This is a genomic window from Microbacterium sp. PRC9, from assembly GCF_031844125.1.
In the GTDB taxonomy this organism is placed as follows: domain Bacteria; phylum Actinomycetota; class Actinomycetes; order Actinomycetales; family Microbacteriaceae; genus Microbacterium.
In genome coordinates this window covers 241,294-262,207 of the sequence record NZ_JAUZUR010000002.1, presented here as the reverse complement: position 1 = coordinate 262,207, position 20,914 = coordinate 241,294, and the positions used below count along the sequence as shown (strand labels likewise).

General features: G+C 71.4%; 16 protein-coding genes, 1 other RNA gene and 1 riboswitch. Of the genes, 6 read left to right on the top strand and 11 right to left on the bottom strand.

Going from position 1 to position 20,914, the window contains the following annotated elements; all coding sequences use genetic code 11:
* Positions 1-27 precede the first annotated feature (27 nt).
* Positions 28-1,329: an aspartate kinase gene (locus Q9R33_RS04820; RefSeq protein ID WP_056369929.1), complete on the bottom strand. Its 1,302-nt coding sequence runs from the start codon at positions 1,327-1,329 to the stop codon at positions 28-30.
* Between the two features lie 281 nt (positions 1,330-1,610).
* On the opposite strand from Q9R33_RS04820, the gene Q9R33_RS04815 reads away from it, so the two are divergent.
* Entirely contained in the window at positions 1,611-2,099 is a 489-nt protein-coding gene (locus tag Q9R33_RS04815) for a hypothetical protein (protein ID WP_311293037.1), read from the top strand.
* Here the strand turns inward: Q9R33_RS04815 and Q9R33_RS04810 are convergent, their stop codons facing one another.
* The 3 genes from Q9R33_RS04810 to Q9R33_RS04800 all read right to left on the bottom strand — a co-directional run bounded on the left by Q9R33_RS04810 (position 2,100) and on the right by Q9R33_RS04800 (position 6,085).
* On the bottom strand, positions 2,100-3,032 hold the full coding sequence (locus Q9R33_RS04810) for a DMT family transporter (protein WP_056369356.1): 933 nt from the start codon (positions 3,030-3,032) through the stop codon (positions 2,100-2,102).
* A gap of 176 nt (positions 3,033-3,208) precedes the next feature.
* A complete protein-coding gene (gene recR, locus Q9R33_RS04805; protein ID WP_056369354.1) occupies positions 3,209-3,802 on the bottom strand; it encodes a recombination mediator RecR in 594 nt (197 codons plus the stop codon).
* Between the two features lie 3 nt (positions 3,803-3,805).
* Positions 3,806-6,085 (bottom strand): DNA polymerase III subunit gamma and tau, encoded by a 2,280-nt coding sequence (locus tag Q9R33_RS04800; RefSeq protein ID WP_311293036.1) that lies wholly within the window; start codon positions 6,083-6,085, stop codon positions 3,806-3,808.
* A gap of 155 nt (positions 6,086-6,240) precedes the next feature.
* Positions 6,241-6,335: riboswitch (TPP riboswitch) on the top strand.
* Here Q9R33_RS04800 and thiM point away from each other — a divergent pair.
* From thiM to thiD, 3 genes are all read left to right on the top strand, one after another.
* A complete protein-coding gene (gene thiM, locus Q9R33_RS04795; RefSeq protein WP_310245330.1) occupies positions 6,326-7,144 on the top strand; it encodes a hydroxyethylthiazole kinase in 819 nt (272 codons plus the stop codon). Its footprint overlaps the riboswitch before it by 10 nt.
* Complete coding sequence (gene thiE / locus Q9R33_RS04790; RefSeq protein ID WP_056369348.1) at positions 7,141-7,815, top strand: thiamine phosphate synthase; 675 nt, start codon at positions 7,141-7,143, stop codon at positions 7,813-7,815. The genes thiM and thiE overlap by 4 nt, the downstream gene beginning before the upstream one ends.
* Positions 7,812-9,287: a bifunctional hydroxymethylpyrimidine kinase/phosphomethylpyrimidine kinase gene (gene thiD / locus Q9R33_RS04785; RefSeq protein WP_310245325.1), complete on the top strand. Its 1,476-nt coding sequence runs from the start codon at positions 7,812-7,814 to the stop codon at positions 9,285-9,287. The genes thiE and thiD overlap by 4 nt, the downstream gene beginning before the upstream one ends.
* A 110-nt stretch (positions 9,288-9,397) precedes the next feature.
* Here the strand turns inward: thiD and Q9R33_RS04780 are convergent, their stop codons facing one another.
* The 4 genes from Q9R33_RS04780 to pta form a co-directional block, all read right to left on the bottom strand.
* Positions 9,398-11,923, bottom strand: a complete 2,526-nt coding sequence (locus Q9R33_RS04780) for a glycosyl hydrolase family 65 protein (RefSeq protein ID WP_310245321.1) — start codon at positions 11,921-11,923, stop codon at positions 9,398-9,400.
* Positions 11,920-12,651, bottom strand: a complete 732-nt coding sequence (locus Q9R33_RS04775; RefSeq protein ID WP_056369343.1) for an HAD family phosphatase — start codon at positions 12,649-12,651, stop codon at positions 11,920-11,922. Before Q9R33_RS04775 ends, Q9R33_RS04780 begins: the two co-directional genes overlap by 4 nt.
* 94 nt (positions 12,652-12,745) lie before the next feature.
* On the bottom strand, positions 12,746-13,972 hold the full coding sequence (locus Q9R33_RS04770) for an acetate kinase (RefSeq protein ID WP_311293035.1): 1,227 nt from the start codon (positions 13,970-13,972) through the stop codon (positions 12,746-12,748).
* A 4-nt stretch (positions 13,973-13,976) separates the two neighbouring features.
* On the bottom strand, positions 13,977-16,115 hold the full coding sequence (gene pta, locus Q9R33_RS04765) for a phosphate acetyltransferase (RefSeq protein ID WP_311293034.1): 2,139 nt from the start codon (positions 16,113-16,115) through the stop codon (positions 13,977-13,979).
* A 111-nt stretch (positions 16,116-16,226) separates the two neighbouring features.
* On the opposite strand from pta, the gene Q9R33_RS04760 reads away from it, so the two are divergent.
* Positions 16,227-16,898 (top strand): NUDIX domain-containing protein, encoded by a 672-nt coding sequence (locus tag Q9R33_RS04760; protein ID WP_056369337.1) that lies wholly within the window; start codon positions 16,227-16,229, stop codon positions 16,896-16,898.
* Here Q9R33_RS04760 and ffs read toward each other — a convergent pair.
* The 3 genes from ffs to Q9R33_RS04745 form a co-directional block, all read right to left on the bottom strand.
* Positions 16,893-16,989: signal recognition particle sRNA small type (gene ffs, locus Q9R33_RS04755), an RNA gene on the bottom strand. The two genes, Q9R33_RS04760 and ffs, sit on opposite strands and share 6 nt — an antisense overlap.
* A 31-nt stretch (positions 16,990-17,020) precedes the next feature.
* The gene (locus tag Q9R33_RS04750) at positions 17,021-17,719 is read right to left on the bottom strand and encodes a helix-turn-helix domain-containing protein (RefSeq protein ID WP_311293033.1); all 699 of its coding nucleotides are present in this window, start codon (positions 17,717-17,719) and stop codon (positions 17,021-17,023) included.
* The gene (locus Q9R33_RS04745) at positions 17,712-19,211 is read right to left on the bottom strand and encodes an APC family permease (protein ID WP_311293032.1); all 1,500 of its coding nucleotides are present in this window, start codon (positions 19,209-19,211) and stop codon (positions 17,712-17,714) included. Before Q9R33_RS04745 ends, Q9R33_RS04750 begins: the two co-directional genes overlap by 8 nt.
* Before the next feature lie 213 nt (positions 19,212-19,424).
* Here Q9R33_RS04745 and Q9R33_RS04740 point away from each other — a divergent pair, with 213 nt between their 5' ends.
* Positions 19,425-20,900, top strand: a complete 1,476-nt coding sequence (locus tag Q9R33_RS04740; protein WP_311293031.1) for an APC family permease — start codon at positions 19,425-19,427, stop codon at positions 20,898-20,900.
* Positions 20,901-20,914 lie beyond the last annotated feature (14 nt).

Below are 20,914 nucleotides of genomic sequence, written 5' to 3'. Positions count from 1 at the left end.
GAGGCATCCATCTCACCCGAGATGTCGTCAGCGGCCGGTGCCGGCGTGGACGGTCGCCTCGATGTCGCCGTCCAGGCCGTAGGCGGTGTGGACGACGCGGGCGGCCTCGGCGAGGTCGTCTCCGCGCACCACGACCGAGATGCGGATCTCGGAGGTCGAGATCATCTCGATGTTGATGCCCGCGACGCTCAGCGCCTCGAAGAGCGTGGCCGAGACACCCGAGTGGGTGCGCATGCCCGCGCCGACGACGGAGAGCTTGCCGATCTGGTCGTCGTGCACCAGATTCTCGAACCCGATCTCCGACTGGTCGGCGGCGAGCGCCTTGAGCGCAGTGGCGGCGTCGGTCTTGGGAAGCGTGAACGAGATGTCGGTGCGGCCGGTCGTCGCGGCCGACACGTTCTGCACGATCATGTCGACGTTGGCGCCCGACTTCGCGACGACCTTGAAGATCTCGGCGGCCTTGCCGGGCACGTCGGGAACGCCGATCACGGTGATCTTGGCTTGGCCGAGGTCCGTGGCGACGCCGGCGACGATGGGCTCTTCCATCTCTTCTCCCCCTGAAGTGTCGGGAACTGTGCCCTCGGGAAGGTTCATCCCCTGGCCGAGCACGTAGGTCCCCACGCCCGAGCTGAACGTGGAGCGGGCGTGGATGAGCACGCCGTGGCGGCGTGCGTATTCGACGGCACGGATGTAGAGCACCTTCGCGCCGTTGGCCGCGAGCTCGAGCATCTCCTCGGCCGACACGACGTTGAGCTTCTTCGCCTTCGGCACGACGCGCGGGTCGGCCGTGAAGATGCCGTCGACGTCGCTGTAGATCTCGCAGACGTCGGCCTCGAGCGCCGCCGCGAGGGCGACGGCCGTGGTGTCGGAGCCGCCGCGCCCGAGCGTGGTGATGTCGCGGGTGTCGCGATTGAAGCCCTGGAAACCGGCGACGATGACGATCGCGCCCTCGTCGAGCGCCTCGCGCAGGCGGATCGGCGTCACGTCGACGATGCGGGCCGAGCCGTGGTCGGCGGTCGTGATCATGCCCGCCTGGCTGCCGGTGAACGACCGTGCCTCGAAGCCCATCGAGTGGATCGCCATCGCGAGCAGCGCCATCGAGATGCGCTCGCCGCTCGAGAGGAGCATGTCGAGCTCGCGCGGCGCCGGGATCGGCGCGACCTGGCTGGCGAGATCGAGCAGCTCGTCGGTCGTGTCGCCCATCGCACTGACGGCCACGACGACATCGTGGCCGGCGCGACGCGCGTCGACGATCCGCTTCGCGACGCGCTTGATGCTCACGGCATCAGCCACCGACGATCCGCCGTACTTCTGGACGATCAGCGCCACATCGAACTCCACGCGTTTTGTCTGAGGGCGGGCGAGAACGGATGCCGCTCACCGCGGTCTCCTGTCAACCCAAGGGTCCATCTTACGGATGCGCTCATGCGCGCCCAGCCATGTGTCGAGCGGCTCGCTCTGCAGGCCTCGCCGCAAGATCGGATCCGCACCTGCGGATCGGCGGCCCGACACGCCGGATCAGGATGGTGCGAAGCGGCGCGTCGCGATCCCACTCCGCAGGTGCGGATCCGATTCTGTGCGCCGCGGGCGCGCGCCAGTAGCATCCGAGGATGGAGCAGATCGAGACGTGGTCGGACTTCAATGTGGCCATGGTCGGCGCGACGGCGGCGCTGGCGGGTCTCGTGATCGTCGCCGCGAGCGTCAACATCGGCGACATCATCAAGGAGGCCTCGCTCACCGCCCGTCTCGCCGCGGGCATCTCGGGCCTCGTGCTCGCGCTCATCGGCTCCGCGATCGGGCTCATTCCGGAGGTCGGGCCCGTCCTGTACGGAGTCGCGATGATCGTCATCGCGCTCGGCGCCGGGGTGTTCCAGGTGCAGGCGACCCGGAGGATCTTCGAGAATCAGCATCCCGCCAACCGGATGCGCTGGCTCAAGTCGGCGGTGGGCTTCCTCGCCCCGCTCGACTATCTGATCGGCGGGGCACTCCTGGCGGCCGGCCAGCCCGCCGGCCTGGCGTGGTTCGCCGTCGGGTCGATCGTCGCGATCGGCGCCGCGCTGCTGGTGTCGTGGATCGTGCTGGTCGAAGTACTTCGCTGACTACTTCGAAGCGATCGGCGGCAAGTCGGCCGTCTCGCTCTTGCGGGCGCGCAGTGTGCCGCCGGTGGCGGCGAGCCAGCAGCCGAGGAGCACCAGCGGGAAGCCGATCAGGAGGCCGGGGGTCAGCGGTTCCCCGAGGATGATCGTGCCCAGGACGATCGCCACGACCGGATTGACGTAGGTGAACAGCGGAGCCTTGACCGGGCCGACCCGCGCGATCAGCGCGAAGAAGGCGATGAACGCGAGCGCCGTGCAGAGCACGGCGAGGGCCACGAGCGACACGGTGCTCTCGACGGTCGGCACCTGATGCTGCGTCAGGAACGCGATGGGCGTGTAGAAGATGCCCACCGCGAAGAGGGCGAGGGTGATCGATCCCAGGGACGGCACGTCGCGCAGCTTGGCCGCGATGACGAAGGGCGCGATCGCGTACAGGAGCGCGACGAGGAGCACCTCCCCCACCGCCAGGAGGCCACCGCCGCCCTCGATGGCGAGCCCGGGGCCGGCGACGATCACGAACACGCCGGCGAAGCCGATGAAGAGGCCGATCGCGCGCGCCGGGCTGAGCACCGACCGGTCGCCGCCGCCGAAGGCGATCAGCGCCGCGAAGAGCGGCACGGTCGCCACCAGGAGTCCCGTGAGCCCTGAGGGCAGCGTCTGCTCTGCATGGCCGAGCAGCAGGAAGGGCCCCGCCATCTCGATGGCCCCGAACAGCAGCACCCAGCCGATCTTCGCGAACGCGGGGCGCAGCGCCTTCTGGTGCACGGCGAAGGGCAGCAGGAGCAGCGCGCCGAGCAGTGTGCGGCCGGCGACCACCGCCGCGGGCGAGTAGGACTCGACGGCGACGCTGATGAACAGGTATGGGACACCCCACAGCAGCGCCATCGCGGCGAAGAGCAGCCATGCGCGCGTGTCGAACCGCTGTGAGGAGTTCATGCGGGGTGTCTCCCAACGTCGTGTGGCGAAGTCAGCCGAGACGCCGCCGGACGGACGTCGTCATCGACTCAGGTTCCGCGGTCGTCGGCGCTGCGCGCGAGACGGCCGACCGCCAATCTACGGCGGACTTCCGACATCCTCGGCGATCGCGGAGCACACCCGGACCGGCGTGGCGTTCAGACCGAGCGACGGCCCTCGAAGGCGCGACCCAGCGTGACCTCGTCGGCGTACTCGAGGTCGCCACCGACCGGGAGCCCCGAGGCGAGGCGGGTGACCGAGATCTCGAGGGTGTGCAGCAGACGGCTCAGGTAGGTCGCCGTCGCCTCGCCCTCGAGGTTCGGGTTGGTCGCGAGGATGACCTCTTGCACGGTGCCGTCGGCGAGACGCTGCATGAGCTGCGTGATGCGCAGGTCGTCCGGACCGATGCCGGCGATCGGGCTGATCGCGCCGCCCAGCACGTGGTACAGCCCGCGGAACTCGCGCGTGCGCTCGATCGCCGCCACGTCCTTCGCGTCCTCCACAACGCAGATCAGCGTCTGGTTGCGGCGGGGGTCGCGGCAGATCGAGCAGCGTTCCTGCTCGGAGACGTTTCCGCATACCTCGCAGAAGCGCACCCGCTCGCGCACGTCGCTGAGCAGCTCAGCGAGGTGCGACACGTCGAAGTTCGGCGTCTGCAGGATGTGGAACGCGATGCGCTGAGCCGACTTCGGCCCGATCCCGGGGAGGCGGCCGAATTCGTCGATGAGGTCTTGGACGATGCCGTCGTACATGGGCTAGCTGAACCTCGTCGGGGGCTCGTAGGGTTCCTCGCGAACGAACGTGGCGCCGAGCACCTGGCGCACGACCGCCTCGCCGTAGCGTTGCACGCCGCCGTTGCGGGTCGTGACCACCGGGGTCAGCGGCGGCACGACGGTGGGCGGAACCGGGAGGTCGGCGACGGCATCCGTGTCGTCTTCGTCATCGTCATCACGCTCGAGGGCCGGTGCGACCTCGGCACGCGGCAGGACCTCGCCCTCGCGCGGGGGCGCGAGCGTCGCGACCCGCGCGGTCGCGGCCTCGGCGTCTTCGGGTTCGTCGTCGACCGCGAACTGGGCCGGCGTCTCAGCCGGGAAGGCGGCGGGGCCAGGGTCGGGCGGCGGGGCGTCGTCGTCGGACGGGATGGGTGCGACGGCCCAGTCGGTGACCGGGGCAGCCGACGCCGGCGCCGCAGCCGGCGCGGTCGGTCGCGCCGCAGCGGAAGCTGTCGCGCGCGGCGCAACCGGGGCCGACGCAGGTGCGGCAGGTGCCGACGCACGTGGTGGCGCAGCCTGCGCAGGCCGCGACCCGCTCGGCGGGGCAGCGGCGGAGCGGGCGGCCGGCGCCTCTGGTGCTGCCGCCTGACGCGGAGCCTCGCGACCGGGACCTGAAGGCGCCGGCGCCGCCGGGCCACCCGCGCCACCGCCGGCAGCGTCGTGACGGGCGATGTACTTCACGCGGATGCCGAGCACGGCCAGAATCGCCTGACGCAGGTCTTCGCTGGGGCCCTTGCCCGCGGCGAGCTGCTTGAACTTCGCGACGTCGCTCTGGCTCGAGAACGCGAGGGTGAGCACGTCGTCGTCGAGCGCCACGGTGCGGGCGCCCGAAGCGAGCATCCACGACGAGCGGCTCACGTTCTCGAGCTGCGCGAGAACCTGCGGCCAGGCCTGCTGGAGGCGGTCGAGCGTGACCGGGCCGGCAGGGACGGGAGGCGCAGCCACGGGCGCAGACTCGGCAGGCTGCGCGGCCGGAGCCGGCGCCGCCGCCACTGCGGGCGCAGCAGCAGCGGCCGCGGGCGCGGCAGCAGCGGCAGCAGCGGCTGCAGGCGCGGGCGCTGCAGGTGCAGGTGCTGTCGCTGCGGGAGCTGTCGCTGCGGGAGCTGTCGCGGCGGGGGCCAGTGCAGCCGCCATCGCCGGCGCGGCGACGGGAGCGGCGCCGGCGCCGCGCGCCAGCACGCGGGCGACCATCAGCTCGAGCTGCAGGCGCGGCGAGGTGGCGCCGGTCATGTCGTCGAGGGTCGCGATGACGAGGTCGGCGATATGCGACAGCCGCGACGGACCGAATGCGTCGGCCTGGCGCTGCATGCGCGCGAGGTCTTCGGCCGAGATGCCCCGCAGCACCGCCCCGGCGCCCTGGCCGGTCGCGGACACCACGATGAGGTCGCGCAGGCGCTCGAGCAGGTCGTCGACGAAGCGACGCGGGTCCTGTCCGGTCTGCACCACGCGGTCGACCGCGGCGAAGGCGGCCGAGGCGTCGGAGGCGGCGAACGCGTCGATCACCTCGTCGAGCAGTTCGGCGTGGGTGTAGCCCAGCAGCGCGACGGCGCGGGCGTAGGTGACCTTGGCGTCTTCCGAGCCGGCGATCAGCTGGTCGAGCAGCGACAGGGTGTCTCGGGGCGATCCGCCGCCCGCGCGCACGACGAGCGGCAGGACCCCCTGCTCGACGTTCACGCCCTCCTGGGCGCACAGCTGCTCGACGTACTCGAGCATCGCGGCCGGGGGCACGAGTCGGAACGGGTAGTGGTGGGTGCGCGACCGGATCGTGCCGATGACCTTCTCGGGCTCGGTCGTCGCGAAGATGAACTTCACGTGGTCGGGCGGCTCTTCGACGAGCTTGAGCAGGGCGTTGAAGCCCTGCGGGGTGACCATGTGCGCCTCGTCGAGGATGAAGATCTTGAAGCGGTCGCGGGCGGGCGCGAACACCGCGCGCTCGCGCAGGTCTCGGGCGTCGTCGACGCCGTTGTGGCTGGCCGCGTCGATCTCGACGACGTCGAGCGAACCGCCGCCGCCACGGCCGAGCTCGACGCAGCTGTCGCACGTGCCGCACGGCGTGTCCGTCGGCCCCTGCGCGCAGTTGAGGCAGCGGGCGAGAATGCGCGCCGACGTGGTCTTTCCGCACCCGCGGGGTCCCGAGAACAGATACGCATGACCGACCCGGTCGCCGCGCAGCGCGGTCATGAGCGGCTCGGTGACCTGCGACTGCCCGATCATCTCGCCGAACGACTCGGGCCGGTAGCGGCGGTAGAGGGCGGTGGTCACTCCCCCAGCCTACGGTGTGGGGCCGACACTGCGGCAGGCTCGGCGCATCGCATCGCGTCCGCAGCTCGACGGGCCCGGCGACCGGGACCGGACGCGCACGGTGCACGCCGAGGACACACGGCGATGACCCGTCGGGATCCCCTGCTAGATTGCTCAGCAGTGACACGGGGTGCCCGCACGGCGGGCTGAGAACACACCCGTCGAACCTGATCTCGATCATGCGAGCGAAGGGATGTCGCGATGAACGCGCGCACCGAAGCACACCTGTCCGCCCTCTCCCCCGCCGCCGCGCTGACGGCGCTGCGGGAGACCTCGCCCCTGGTGCAGTGCATCACCAACGCGGTGGTGACGAACTACACCGCGAACGCGCTCCTGGCGGTGGGCGCCGCCCCCGCGATGTGCGACATCCCAGGCGAGGCCGGGCTCTTCGCCGGCGTCGCCGACGGCGTGCTCGTGAACCTGGGCACCCCCACCGCCGAGCAGCGCGACGCCGCCCGCGAGGCCGTGCGCGCTGGAACCCCGTGGGTGCTCGACCCCGTCGCGGTGGGAGTGCTGCCCGTACGCACGGCTCTCGCCGCCGAACTGCTCGAGCACCGTCCCGCCATCGTCCGCGGCAACGCCTCCGAGATCCTGGCTGTGGCCGGCGAGGGCGGCGGCGGTCGCGGCGTCGACGCGACGGACGGGACGGATGCTGCGGCCGGCGCCGCGCGGTCGCTCGCGCTGCGCACCGGCGGCGTGGTGGCCGTCTCGGGCCCGGTCGACCTCGTGACCGACGGCGAGCGGGTGGTCCGCGTCCATGGCGGGGATGCGCTGCTCACGCGCGTCACCGGCGGCGGCTGTTCGCTCGGCGCGGTGATGGCCGCGCTCCTCGGCGTGTGCGCTCCGTTCGAAGCGGCGGTGGCGGCATCCGTCCTGTACGCGGCCGCGTCGGAGCGGGCCGCCGCGCGCGCGGAGGGACCGGGCACGTTCGCCGTGGCGTTCCTCGACGCGCTCGACGCCGTGGCCGCGGAGCCGGCCGAGCTCGACGCGCGCGTCGCCGACGTGCTGGCGATCCGATGAGCGGGCTCGGCGCCCGCCTCGCGCTGCACCTCGTGACCGACGGCCGCCTGCCGTTCGACCGGCTGCTCGACGTGGTCGACGCTGCGGCGGGCGCGGGGGTCGACGTCGTGCAGCTGCGGGCGAAGTCGGTGACGGCTCGTGAGCTCATGCGCCAGGCGCGAGCCCTCTCGGACGTCATCGATCGCCGCTGCCTGCTCCTCGTCAACGACCGCGTCGACGTGGCCGTCGCCGCCCGGGATGCCGGTGCCCGCGTCGACGGCGTCCACCTGGGACAGAGCGACCTCCCGCCCGAGACGGCACGGCGGCTGCTCGGGGCGCACGCCGTGATCGGATGGACCGCGAACTCCGCGGAGCACCGGGCCGCCGCACATCTGCGCCGCTCCGGCACGATCGACTACCTCGGCGTCGGCGTCATCCGGCCGACGTCGACGAAGCCCGACCACCCGCCGGCGCTCGGCGTCGAGGGCTTCGCCGCGTTCGCCGCGGGCACCGACCTGCCGTGCGTCGCGATCGGAGGAGTCGTCGAGTCGGATGTCGCGGCGCTCCGCGATGCCGGAGCCGCGGGCATCGCGGTCGTGTCCGCGATCTGCGGCGCGGACGACCCGGCGGCGGCGGCCCGCGCGCTGCGGGACGCGGCCGATGCGCCCTCGCTCGAGGGGGTCGCGCGGTGACCGGCACGTCGTTCGCCGCTGCCGCACCGACGCCGGTTCGCGCGGTGGCGATCCCGCGGGTGCTGAGCATCGCCGGCACCGACCCGACCGGCGGCGCCGGTGTGCAGGCGGATCTCAAATCGATCGGCGCGCTCGGCGGCTACGGCATGGCTGTCGTCACCGCGCTCGTGGCACAGAACACCCGCGGAGTGCGCGAGGTGCACGTGCCGCCGACGAAGTTCCTCGTCGCGCAGCTGGATGCCGTGTCGGACGACGTCGAGATCGACGCGGTCAAGATCGGCATGCTGCAGTCGGCGGAGATCATCGGCACGGTTCGGCGGTGGCTCGGACGCGTGCGCCCGCCGATCGTGGTGCTCGACCCGGTGATGGTGGCGACGAGCGGCGACCGGCTGCTCGACCCCGCGGCCGAGGAGGCGCTCCGTGAGCTCGCCCGCGACGTCGATCTCGTGACCCCGAACCTCGCGGAGCTCGCGGTTCTCACCGGCCGCGCCCGCGCGACCTCGTGGGCGCAGGCCGTCGACGACGCGCAGACCCTCGCCCGCGACACCGGCACGACGGTGCTGCTGAAGGGCGGGCACCTCGACGGCGCCGAGTGCCCGGATGCGATCGTGGCGGCCGACGGCGCCGTGCACGAGGTCGGCGGCGCACGCGTCGAGACGCGTCACACCCACGGCACCGGCTGCTCGCTCTCGTCCGCGATGGCGACGCTCCGCGCGGGCGGCGCGACCTGGCCCGAGGCGCTTCGGCGCGCGAAGACGTGGCTGACCGGCGCGCTCGCCCACGCCGACGCACTGCGGGTGGGCGAGGGCAACGGTCCGATCGACCACTTCCACGAACTGCGGGGCGCAGCATCCATCGTCCCCGCATCGTGGTCGACGCTGGCGTGGGAGCAGGCGTCCGCCGTGCGCGCCGACGTCGACGACCTCGACTTCGTGCGCGGGCTCGGCGAGGGCACGCTGCCGCGCGAGGCGTTCCTGCGGTACCTCGCGCAGGACGCGATCTACCTCGGCGAGTACTCCCGCGTGCTGGCGAAGGCGAGCGCGCTCGCACCGACGCCGGAGGAGCAGACGTTCTGGGCGCGGTCAGCCGAATCTTCGATCGTCGAGGAGCGGCGGCTGCACGAGTCGCACCTCGGCGCGACCGTCGCAGCCCCGGCGCCGCAGACCCTCGCGTACACGAACCACCTCCACGCGTCGGCCCGCTCGTACGCCGAGCTGGTCGCGGCGCTGCTCCCCTGCTTCTGGCTCTACACCGATCTCGGCATCCGTCTCGCCACCCGGCGACACGACGAGCACCCGTACGACGACTGGCTTGCGATGTACGGCGACCCCGCCTTCACCGCGGCGACGGCGCGGGCGACCGAGATCGCCGATGCGGCGGCGCTCGAGGCAGGCCCGATCGAACGGGCGCGCATGGACGCGGCTTTCGCACGCTCGATGGAGCACGAGCGGGAGTTCTTCGCCCGGGCGTGAGTTGAGGCCAGGGCGTCGAGGGTGTGGTCGAGATCAGGAGATCCGGCGGCGACAGGACGATTCCGCAGAGTCGGTGCTGTCCTCGCCGGATCTCCTGATCCGGAGCAGGGCTAGACGTCGGCGCCGTGCTCGACGTCGGCGGCGCCGACGATGATCGGGATCGTCGAGGTGACGGTGGGCACCGAGGCCGACAGCAGCGAACCGTCCTCGCGGCGCGCGTCGCCGAGCTCGCGCAGCGACGGACGCCCCGGGATCACCGGGCCCTGCCCGTCGAGCGGTGCCACCACCTCTTCGCCCGCACCGACCACGTAGCCCACGCCTCGCACGCTGAAGCCGACGGGGTCGCCCTCCGTGGCGCGCACACGCAGCTCCTCACGGGTGACCGTGACGACCAGCCGCGTGCCGTGCCAGTGCAGGACGAACTCGAGCGACGGCCACGAGACGGGAAGCCGCGGATTGAACGACAGCTCACCGAAGTGGTCGCGCATGCCGCCGAATCCTGCGACGAGTGCGGTCCACACGCCACCGGCCGAGGCCACGTGAACGCCGTCCGCGGCGTTGTGGTGCAGGTCGCCGAGGTCGACGAAGATCGACTGCCGGAAGTACTCGAGCGCGAGGTCCTGGTAGCCGACCTCCGCGGCGAGGATCGCCTGCACGACCGCCGACAGCGTCGAGTCGCCCGTGGTCAGCGGGTCGTAGTACTCGAAGTCGGCGAGTTTGTCCTCGTCGGAGAAGTGGTTGCCCTGCAGGAACAGCGCGAGCACGACGTCGGCCTGCTTGAGCACCTGGTACCGGTAGATCACCAGCGGGTGGAAGTGCAGCAGCAGGGGCCGCTTGTCGGGCGGGGTGTTCTCGAGGTCCCAGATCTCGCGCTCGAGGAACACATGATCCTGCGGATGGATGCCGAGGCTCGGGCTGAACGGGATGTGCATGGCTTCGGCGGCCCGCTCCCACGCCTCGGGCTCACCGGGCTCGAGGGCGAGGCGGTCGACCATCTGACGGTAGACCTCGCCGTCGGCCTCCGCCATCTCGCGGATGGTGCGGGCGGCGAAGCGGAGGTTGAACCGCGCCATGACGTTCGTGAAGAGGTTGTCGTTGACGACGGTGGTGTACTCGTCGGGCCCGGTGACGCCGTGGATGTGGAACGTGTCGCCCTCGCCGTCGACCACGCCGTCGTTCGAACGCCAGAAGCCGAGGGTCGCCCACAGCCGCGCCGTCTCGACGGCGATGTCGACGCCCTCGCGGAAGAGGAAGTCGTTGTCGCCGGTCGCCCGCACGTACTTCGCGAGCGCGAAGCTGACGTCGGCGTTGATGTGGTACTGCGCGGTGCCGGCGGCGTAGTAGGCGGAAGCCTCCTCGCCGTTGATCGTGCGCCACGGGAAGAGCGCGCCGGCCTCGTTGAGCTGGAACGCGCGCTTACGCGCGGCGGGCAGCATCAGGTACCGCATGCGCAGCGCGTTGCGGGCCCACAGCGGCGTCGTGTACGCGAGGAACGGGAGCACGTAGATCTCGGTGTCCCAGAAGTAGTGTCCGGAGTACCCCGAGCCCGTCATGCCCTTCGCCGGAACGCCCTGTCCGTCGGCGCGCGCCGAGGCCTGCGCGAGCTGGAACAGGCACCAGCGGGTCGCCTGCTGCAGGTCGTCGTGGCCGCCGATGCGCACGTCCGAGCGCTCCCAGAACGCGTCGAGCCACTCGCGCTGCTGCGCGCGGATCGCGTCGACGCTCTCGCCGAGGGCGCGGTCGAGGGTGCGGCGGCAGCGGTCGACGAGCTCGCGCGCGGGCACGCCGCGGGAGGTGTGGTAGCTCACGAGCTTCGTGACGCGGATCGGCACTCCGGCCTTCGCGTTCACGCGGAACACGTTCTTCGCGATGTCGGGCTCGATGAGCGTGCGCGAGGTGTACTCGTTCGCCGTCTCGACCAGATGGTCGGCGACGACGGCGATCGTCATGCCCGAGTCCGTGACGCGGTACGACAGGGCGGAGCGCAGCTTGTCCTGCCAGTACTCCTGCGGCTGCAGGACGCGCTCCTCGAGCTTCTCGGTCTTGCGCGGGTCGAACCCGGCCTTGCGCGGCGCCAGCGGCGTGCCGCCGTAGACGTCCTCGCCGTCCTGCCGGTTGAGGATCTGGCAGCTCACGGTGACCGGCGCGTCGGCGTTCAGCACGGTGACGTCCACCGTCATGACCGCGAGGTGCTTCTCCTCGAACGACACCAGCCGCTCGTAGTCGATCCGCACTTCCTTGCCCGACGGCGTGACCCACAGGATGTGCCGGCGCTGCACGCCGTCGCGCATGTCGAGAGTCCGCTCGTACTCGCGCACGTCGGCGACATCGAGCGACAGCGGCTCGTCGTCGACGTAGACGCGCATGACCTTCGCGTCAGGGGCGTTGATGATCGTCTGACCGACCTCGGCGAATCCATAGGCCTGCTCGGCGTGACGGATCGGGAACGTCTCGTGGAACCCGTTGATGAACGTGCCGTGCTCGTGCGCGTGACGCCCCTCGGGCTGATTGCCGCGCAGGCCCAGGTATCCGTTGCCCACGGCGAACAGCGTCTCGGTGACGCCGGCGTCGTCGAGCTCGAACGACGTCTCGACCAGACGCCACGGGTCGACGGGGAACCGATCGCGATCGATCATCGTGCGAACTCCTCCAGATCCTTCACCACGACGTGCGCACCGGCGTCGACGAGGTCCTGCACGCCGACGCCCCGGTCGACACCCACCACAAGCCCGAAGCCGCCGGCGGCAGCGGAGCGCACGCCGCTGATGGCGTCTTCGACCGCCGCGCTCCGCGCAGGCTCGACCTCCAGCATCCGTGCCGCTTCGACGAACACGTCCGGTGCGGGCTTGGAGGCGAGGTGGTCGCGTTCCGCGATGACGCCGTCCATCACGACGGTGAAGCGATCACGGATGCCGGCTGCCGCCAGCACCTCCTCCGCGTTCTTGGAGCTCGACACCACGGCGACGGGCGTGCCCGCTTCCGCGAGCACGTCGAGGAGGCGCATCGACCCCGGGTACGGGGCGATCCCCTCGGCGCGGAGGACGCGCTCGAAGACGGCGTTCTTGCGGTTGCCGATGCCGCACACCGTGTCGGCGGTCACCGCGTCGGACGGGTGACCCCACGGCACCTCGACATCGCGCGAGCGCAGCAGGCTCGCGACGCCGTCGTAGCGCTTCTTGCCGTCGAGGTGGTCGAAGTAGTCGCGCTCGGTGTACGGCGGGGTGATGTCCCACGCCGCGAAGAGCTCCTCGAACATCGTCTGCCACGCGTGCATGTGCACTTCGGCTGTGGGCGTGAGGACGCCGTCCAGATCGAACAGCACGGCGTCGTAGGCGGTCAGATCGGGCAGGGCGTCGTCAGCCACAGAACCTCCGAGAGCGGGTGCGGGTGCTTCGGCACTGCATCGCGCCGTCCAGCAAGCGTAATGCGGGCGGGTGTCGGGTCGCACCCCGTGACGGTTACGTGCGGGCGACACTCAGGGTCTGGCGCGCGATCTCGAGCTCCTCGTCGGTCGGGACGACGAGGACGGTCACGGCCGAGGCATCCGTCGAGATGATCCGGATGCCGCGCTCACGGCTCTCGTTGCGCTCGGGATCGATCTCGACGCCCGCGAAACCGAGGGTCTCGAGGGCACCGGCGCGCACGTGCGGGGCGTTCTCGCCCACTCCCGCGGTGAACGAGATGACGTCGGCGCCGCCGAGCTGCGCGAGGTAGGCACCGGCGTAGGCGCGCAGCCGGTGCACGTAGACCTCGAACGCCAGGATCGCGCGTTCCTCTCCTCGTTCGATGGCCGCGCGGATGTCGCGCAGGTCGTTGGAGCCCGCGAGCCCGAGCAGACCGCTGCGCTTGTTGAGCAGCTCGTCGAGATCGTCGACGGTCATACCCGCCCGCCGTTCGAGCTGGAACAGCACGGCCGGGTCGAGGTCGCCCGAGCGCGTGCCCATGACGAGCCCCTCGAGCGGGGTGAACCCCATCGAGGTGTCGACCGAGCGGCCGCCGTCGATCGCGGTGACCGACGCGCCGTTGCCGAGGTGGAACACGATCTGCTTGAGTTCGGCCAGCGGACGCCCGGCGAACGCCGCCGCCGCTTCGCTGACGAACTTGTGCGACGTGCCGTGGAATCCGTAGCGGCGGATGCGATGGGATGCCGCGACCTCGGCGTCGATCGCGTAGGTGTAGGCCGCGGGCGCCAGGGTCTGGTGGAAGGCGGTGTCGAAGACGGCAACGTGCGGCACGTCGGGGAAGGCCGCGCGGGCGGCGACGATTCCGGCCAGGTTCGCGGGGTTGTGCAGAGGCGCGAGCACCGACAGTTCGTCGATGTTGATCTCGACGAGCGGCGTGATCAGCGTCGGCTCGAAGAAGCGCGCCCCGCCGTGCACGACGCGGTGTCCCACGGCCACGGGCGGCGTCTCGGCGAGCGACGGGCCGTCCGACGCGAAAGCCTCGAGCATGACCGCGAACCCGGCGGTGTGGTCGGGGATCGGGAGCTCCCGCGTGCGCGTGGCGTCGAGGAAGGCCGCCGAAGGTCCGTCCGTGGGTGTCGCGTACACGGTGTGGCGGGCGACGCCCATCGGGTGGCCGATGCGCTCGACGAGTCCGGAGGCGAGCGTGCGCTCGGAGTCCATGTCGAGGAGCTGGTACTTGAACGACGACGAGCCGCTGTTGATCACGAGCACCGGGGTCATCGCGTCACTCTCCCTGCGCCTGGATCGCGGTGATCGCGATCGTGTTGACGATGTCGTCCACCAGCGCACCGCGCGACAGGTCGTTGATCGGCTTGTTGAGGCCCTGCAGCACCGGTCCGATCGCGACGGCCCCGGCCGAGCGCTGCACCGCTTTATAGGTGTTGTTGCCGGTGTTGAGGTCGGGGAAGACGAACACCGTCGCGCGTCCCGCGACCGCCGAGCCGGGCATCTTGGCGGCGGCGACCGCGGCATCGGCCGCCGCGTCGTACTGGATCGGCCCTTCCACGAGAAGCTCGGGGGCTCGCGAGCGGACGAGGGCCGTGGCATCCCTCACCTTCTCGACCTCGGCACCCGACCCCGACTCCCCCGTCGAGTACGACAGCATCGCCACGCGCGGCTCGATGCCGAACTGCGCGGCGGTCGCGGCCGACGAGATCGCGATGTCGGCGAGCTGCTCGCTGGTGGGGTCGGGGATCACGGCGCAGTCGCCGTACACGAGCACGCGGTCGGCGAGCGCCATCAGGAAGACGCTGGAGACGACCGAGACGCCGGGTCGCGTCTTGATGATCTCGAACGCGGGGCGGATCGTGTGCGCCGTCGTGTGCGCGGCGCCCGACACCATGCCGTCGGCGAGACCCAGGTGCACCATCATCGTGCCGAAGTACGAGACATCCGTGACGGTGTCGGCCGCCTGCCCCATCGTGACGCCCTTGTGGGCACGCAGCCGCGCGTACTCCTCGGCGAACTTGTGCACGTGGACGGCGTCCAGCGGCGAGAGCACCTCGGCACCCTGGATGTCGATGCCCAGCTCGATCGCGCGGGCGCGCACCTCGAAGGGCTCGCCCAGGATCACGAGGTCCGCGATGCCGCGCTTGAGCACCGTCGCCGCGGCCCGCAGGACGCGGTCGTCGTCGCCCTCGGGGAGCACGATGCGCTTGCGCTGCGCGCGCGCCCGCTCGATGAGCTGGAACTCGAACATGAGGGGCGTGACGACGGTGGCGCGCGCCAGGCCGAAGGCGACGAGGAGCTCATCGGTGTCGACGCTCTGCTCGAAGAGAGCGAGCGCCGTGTCGTACCGGCGTTGCGAGTCGGCGGCGAGGCGACCCCGGGTGCCCATGATGCGCACCGCGGTCTCGTAGGTTCCGAGCTCGGTCGTGATGATCGGCACGCTCGAGCCGAGGCCGTCGATGAGGCGTGTCACCGGCTCGGGCAGTTCGAAGCCGCCGTTGAGCACGATGCCCGAGATCGAGGGGAACGTGCCCGAGGCGTTCGCGAGCAGCGTCGCCAGCAGCACCTCGGAGCGGTCCGCGGGGATGATCACGACGGCGCCCTCCAGCAGGCGCGGCAGCACGTTCACCATCGACATGCCCGCGACCACCACCGCGAGCGCCTCGCGCGTGAGGCGGCCGGGGTCGCCCGCGAGCAGCTCGCCGTCGACCGAACGCATGATGCCGCGGATCGACGGCGCCACGAGGAACCGGTCCTCCGGGATCGCCCAGACCGGCACGGGCGCTGCGGGCCCGGCGCCTTGATGGGCGTGAATCGAACGGCGGATGGCCTCGAGGGTCTCGTCGGCCCCCTCCGCGTCGGCGCGGTTCGCCACGACGGCGAACAGCTTCGCGCGGCCGTGGGCGAGCTCGGCGAGCGCGAGGTCGGCGATCTGCCCCATCTCGGCGGGCGTGCGCGCGAGCGACGAGCCGAGCTGCTCGGGCTGCGTCTGGTTCTGCGCCGAGCGGCCGCCGAGCACCAGCAGCACCGGAGCGCCGAGGTTCGCCGCGATGCGGGCGTTGTAGGCGAGTTCGGCGGGGCTCCCCACATCCGTGTAGTCGCTGCCGACGATGACGACCGCGTCGCACCGGGCCTCGACGGCCTTGTAGCGCTCGACGATCGTCGCGAGCGCAGCATCCGGATCATGCCGCACGTCGTCGTAAGTGACGCCGATGCAGTCGTCGTAGGGAAGATCGACGCCGTCGTGATCGAGCAGCATCTCGAGCACGTAGTCGCGCTCGACGGTCGACCTGGCGATCGCGCGGAACACTCCCACCCGCGGCGTCGCGTGGCTGAGCGCATCGAGCACCCCGAGCGCGACCGTGGACTTCCCCGAATGACCCTCTGCCGACGTGATGTAGATGCTCTGCGCCACGCGACCAGCCTATGGGCGGGACGGATGCCGCGGCCAGGCGTGCCACCGGATCAAAAGCAGCACGACCGCCCGGGGCCACGTCGGTGGCCGCCCGCGGATAGCCTCGACGGCATGCACGAACCTCGTCCCGGAATCGACGTCCCTGATCACCGCGGCCGGACCGGCCTCGATCTCACCGGACGCGACCTGGACCGCAACCCCGGCGTGCGGGTGACGGATGTCGAGGTGCTGGCGTCGGCATGGCACGTGCTGCGACGCACGACACTCGAGTACCGCGGGCCGTCCGGCCAGTGGGAGACGCAGCAGCGCGAGACGTACGACCGCGGCAACGGCGCGACGGTGCTGCTCTACGACGCGGCGCGGCGAACGGTGCTGCTCACGCGCCAGTTCCGCTACCCGGTGTACGTCAACGACCACCCCGACGGGATGCTGATCGAGACCGCCGCGGGACTGCTCGACCAGGACGACCCCTCGACGGCGATCCGGCGAGAGGCCGTGGAGGAGACCGGCGTCGACATCGGCGAGCTCGAACACGTGTGGGACGTCTACATGAGTCCCGGATCGGTCACCGAGCGGCTGCACTTCTTCGCGGCGCCCTACGACGGTGCCGCCGGCGTCGGGGAGCGCGGCGGCCTCGAGGATGAGGGCGAGCACATCGAGCTGCTCGACCTCGGCATCGAGGAGGCGCTCGCGATGGTCCGCGACGGGCGGATCCAGGATGCGAAGACCATCATGCTGCTGCAGTGGTCCGTGCTGGAGGGCCCCTTCGCCCGGGAAAATTAAGACTCTCCGCGAACCCGGCAGAGCCTGGTTACCCTTGCTACGTTTCCGTCCTGGGGGAGTTGGCCTGGATGCCGCCTCGCGGAGAGCTGGGTCAAGTCTAACCCGTCCCGCGGACCGGTGAGTCACACCACCAGCGGCCCGAGACGCACGGCGAGCGGGTGAAGGACCGCCAGCACCTGCGAAGGCTCGTCGGCCCGATGACGTGGACCCGAGAAGCCGACGGCGCCCGCGAAGCGGCCGGTCGCATCCCGGATGGGCACGGCGACGCAGCCGTAGCCCGGCACGAGCTCGCCCAGCTGCCGCGTCGCGCCGAGCTCGGCGAAGTCCTGTCGGGTCGTGCTCTGCGCACTCTCCTGCTCGACCAGCAGGAGGCGCCCCATCGCGGACCTGGCGGGTTCGCGCGCGAGGCGCACCTCGTCCGACAGCGGGAAGTCGGGATCGGCGTCGACCACCGAGACGCGCCCGTCGACGAAGAACACCACGTGCACGCCGCCGCGCAGGGCCGCGCGGGCCTCGGCCACGACGCCCCGCGCGGCCGAGGTCAGGCGCGCCGGTCCCGCGGCCACCGCAGCCAGCTGCACGACCTTGGCGCCGAGGGCGAAGCCCGTGAGGTCGGGCGTGCGGACGAGGTACTCGTCTTGCACGAGGAGGTTGAGCAGCCGGTAGGCGGTCGCGCGGGGCAGTTCCAGCTCCTGCGAGATCTCGCGCGCCGTCGCCCCCGCGCCCAGATGCGCCACGGCCTCCAGCACGCCGAGCGCACTGTGCACCGCCTTGGGCTGGCGTGCCGTGAGCGTCGGCCCCCGCGCGGGCTCGTCAGTCACCGCCGGCCGCTTCCGGTCGGGCGACACCGCCGAGCACCTGGGAGGCGACGGGCTCGTCGTACGAGCCGATCCGCGCCAGGGACGGCAGCCCCCGTCCCAGCCGCAGGACCACCGCGGCCGCGGCGATCCCGGCGACCGCCAGCACGACCCACAGTGCGACGCTGCCCGCCGCGGCGTCGACCGCGAAGAAGGTGACGAGCGCGGCTGCGAGCACGACAGCCGACACCGTCGCCGCGACCGTCGACCCGATCGTCGCCTCGCCGATGCGCCGCAGGAACACCGGCGCCGCCACGCACACCAGGATGTACGCGACGATATAGCCGGCGCCCCCGACGGCGATGGTCGCGTGCATCGCGCTGCGGACGTCGAGTCCCGCCAGCAGCAGCGCGAACGGCACCACGATGATCACCGGCAGGGCCAGCGCGACAGCGCCGATCGGCGTTCCGAAGCGTGGGTGGGCTCGCCCGGCCAGCGGCGGAAGGACGCCGTCGCGGCCCATCGTGAACACGACCCGCGTGAGCGCGGTGGTCGAGCCGATCGCGCACGCGAGGAACGATGCGGCGATGCCGATGTCGGCAACGACACCCCATCCGCCCAGCCCGTACGCCGTTGCGAGCTCGTTGATCGGAGAGGCGCTCGCGGCGAGCGATGCTCCGAGCGCGTCGAAGCCCGCGACCTGGGCGACGGCGGCCAGCACATAGAGCCCACCCGACAGGATCACCGTCCACACGATCGCGCGGGGAACGTTGCGCAGGGGCGTGCGCGCCTCGACGCCGAGCGTCGAGGCGCTCTCGAAGCCGACGAACGCCGTGAGTGCGATCACCGAACCCGCGGCGAGCGCGGCGGGGTCGATCCCGCCGAGTCCCAGGACCTCCGCCGGATCGATCGGGCCGATCCGGACCAGCAGCACCACCAGGAGCACCGCGATGAGCACCACCGACAGACCCTCGACGACGAGGGCGATCCGCGACGAGATGCGGATGCCGCGCACCAGCACGACCGCGACGAATGCGGCCTCCGCGGCCAGGACCGCCGCCACGGTGCCGGGTCCGCCGAACGCGGGCCAGACCGCCTCCAGCAGGAACGTCACGTAGTAGGCGCCGCCCAGCAGGGCGAACATCGCGATCGCGCCGTAGCCGACGAGGATCGCCGCGCCGGACGCGAGGCCCGCACCGGCCCCCAGACCCCGCGCCGTGTAGGTGTAGGTGGAGCCTGCGGCGGCGAGCCGGCGCGCGAACTGCGAGATCGTGCGGGCCACCAGCAGGCTCAGCACCCCGGCGAGGACGATCGACAGCACGGTCGCCGACGGCGAGATGCCCGCGACGAGGAGCACGACGGTCGTCGCCGCAGCGGCGGGTGCGACCGCGGCGACGGACTGCGCGAGCACGTCCACGAAGCCGACGCTGCGCCGCTCGAGACCGTACAGGGGCGAGCGGGCACCGAAGTCGTGGACGGGGTCGGGCCGCGCGATCGCGCGCTCCAATGCGGTCATGTCGCCCTCCGGGTGTTGCGGACCAGACGATACGCCGCTGCCGTTGCCACCCCGCTTCCCTCGTGTTTCGGCCGCGTGTCGCCCGAATGAGACACCGCCGACGCCGGGTCTCAGTCGGCGTGCGGGAGGTTTCACGAGCGGGTGACGACGGTGCAACGCGGTGCCGCGATGCTCGGGGCATCCCGTTCCCGCGTTCGCCCCGGAGGTCCTGCCATGACCCAGCTCGAATCGAAGGGAGTCGAGGCGTCCGCCAAGCGCACGCTCACCGGCTCGCTCGGAGTCACCGCCATCGTCTTCATGGTGGTGGCCGCCGCATCCCCTCTCACCGTGATCGGCGGCGCCGCGCCGCTGGGCATGCTGCTCGGCAACGGGATCGGCTTCCCCGCGCTCTACGCCATCAGCGCCGTCATCCTGCTCCTGTTCGCGGTGGGGCTCGCGGCGATGACTCGTCACGTCCCCAAGCCCGGGGCCTTCTTCACCTATGTCGGCTACGGCCTGGGGCGATCGACCGGCCTCGCCAGCGCGTGGATCGCGATGCTGACGTACACGACCATCCAGGTCTCGGTGTACGGCTACCTCGGCTACATCCTCTCGGTCACGGTGCAGTCGATCGGCGGACCGGCGATCCCCTGGTGGCTCATGTCGCTCGCGACGATCGCCGTCGTCGGCGTGCTCGGCTACCGGCACATCGACCTGTCCAGCAAGGTGCTCGGCGTGCTGCTGGTCGCCGAGGTCGGCATCGTGCTCGCGATGGTCGTCGTCGTGATCGCGAGCGGCGGGGCCGAGGGCCTCAGCCTCGCGCCGTTCGAGCCGGCCAACATCGCCGCCGGCTCCCCCGGGGTCGGACTGATGTTCGCGATCGCGGCGTTCATCGGCTTCGAGGCGACGGCGATCTTCCGCGACGAGGCGAAGGATCCGAACCGCACGATCCCCCGCGCCACGTACGCGGCGGTCATCGGCATCGGCGTCTTCTACACGCTCGCCTCGTGGGGCCTGGTCATGGCGTGGGGCCCGAGCAGCGTGCTGGAGGTGATCGCCGAAGACCCGGGCACGTTCATCATCGCGACCATGGCCCGCTACCTCGGCCCCTTCGGCGAGGTCGCCGTCAACATCCTGCTGATCACGGCGATGTTCGCGTGCGTGCTGTCGTTCCACAACGTCGTCACGCGCTACCAGCACTCCATGGCGAACGCGGGAGTGCTGCCCGACAAGCTCGGCGCCGTCCACGCGAAGCACCTGTCGCCACATGTGTCGTCGCTCGTGCAGACCGTCACCGCGGTCGTGCTCATCGCCGTCTTCGCGGTGCTGGGCCTGGACCCCGTCCTCCAGGTGTTCACGTGGTTCGCGGGCGTCGCGACCCTCGCCATCGCGATCCTCATGGCAGTCACCTCGGTCGCCGTCATCGTCTACTTCGTCAAGACGAAGAAGGACGGCCGGGTGTGGAACACCGTGATCGCGCCTGCGCTCGGATTCGTCGGGCTCGTGCTGTCGGCGGCGCTCATCGTGGCCTACTTCCCGATCATGGTCGGCGACGTCGACGCCGACGGGAACCCCGTCTTCGGCGCCGTCAGCTGGTTCCTCCTGGGCCTCGTGGCGGTCGTGCCGATCATCGGCTACGCCCAGGCCGCCTGGATCAAGAACCGGCGTCCCGCCGCCTACGCCAAGCTCACCGACTCGATCGCCGGCTGACCCGGCGACCGCCC

Coding starts and splice junctions, on each gene's coding strand:
- Q9R33_RS04810 (WP_056369356.1), bottom strand. CDS start 3,032: ATGAACTCCTCACAGCGGTTCGACACGCGCGCATGGCTGCTCTTCGCC.
- Q9R33_RS04815 (WP_311293037.1), top strand. CDS start 1,611: ATGGAGCAGATCGAGACGTGGTCGGACTTCAATGTGGCCATGGTCGGC.
- Q9R33_RS04760 (WP_056369337.1), top strand. CDS start 16,227: ATGCACGAACCTCGTCCCGGAATCGACGTCCCTGATCACCGCGGCCGG.
- thiE (WP_056369348.1), top strand. CDS start 7,141: ATGAGCGGGCTCGGCGCCCGCCTCGCGCTGCACCTCGTGACCGACGGC.
- recR (WP_056369354.1), bottom strand. CDS start 3,802: ATGTACGACGGCATCGTCCAAGACCTCATCGACGAATTCGGCCGCCTC.
- thiM (WP_310245330.1), top strand. CDS start 6,326: ATGAACGCGCGCACCGAAGCACACCTGTCCGCCCTCTCCCCCGCCGCC.
- Q9R33_RS04780 (WP_310245321.1), bottom strand. CDS start 11,923: ATGATCGATCGCGATCGGTTCCCCGTCGACCCGTGGCGTCTGGTCGAG.
- Q9R33_RS04740 (WP_311293031.1), top strand. CDS start 19,425: ATGACCCAGCTCGAATCGAAGGGAGTCGAGGCGTCCGCCAAGCGCACG.
- Q9R33_RS04745 (WP_311293032.1), bottom strand. CDS start 19,211: ATGACCGCATTGGAGCGCGCGATCGCGCGGCCCGACCCCGTCCACGAC.
- Q9R33_RS04770 (WP_311293035.1), bottom strand. CDS start 13,972: ATGACCCCGGTGCTCGTGATCAACAGCGGCTCGTCGTCGTTCAAGTAC.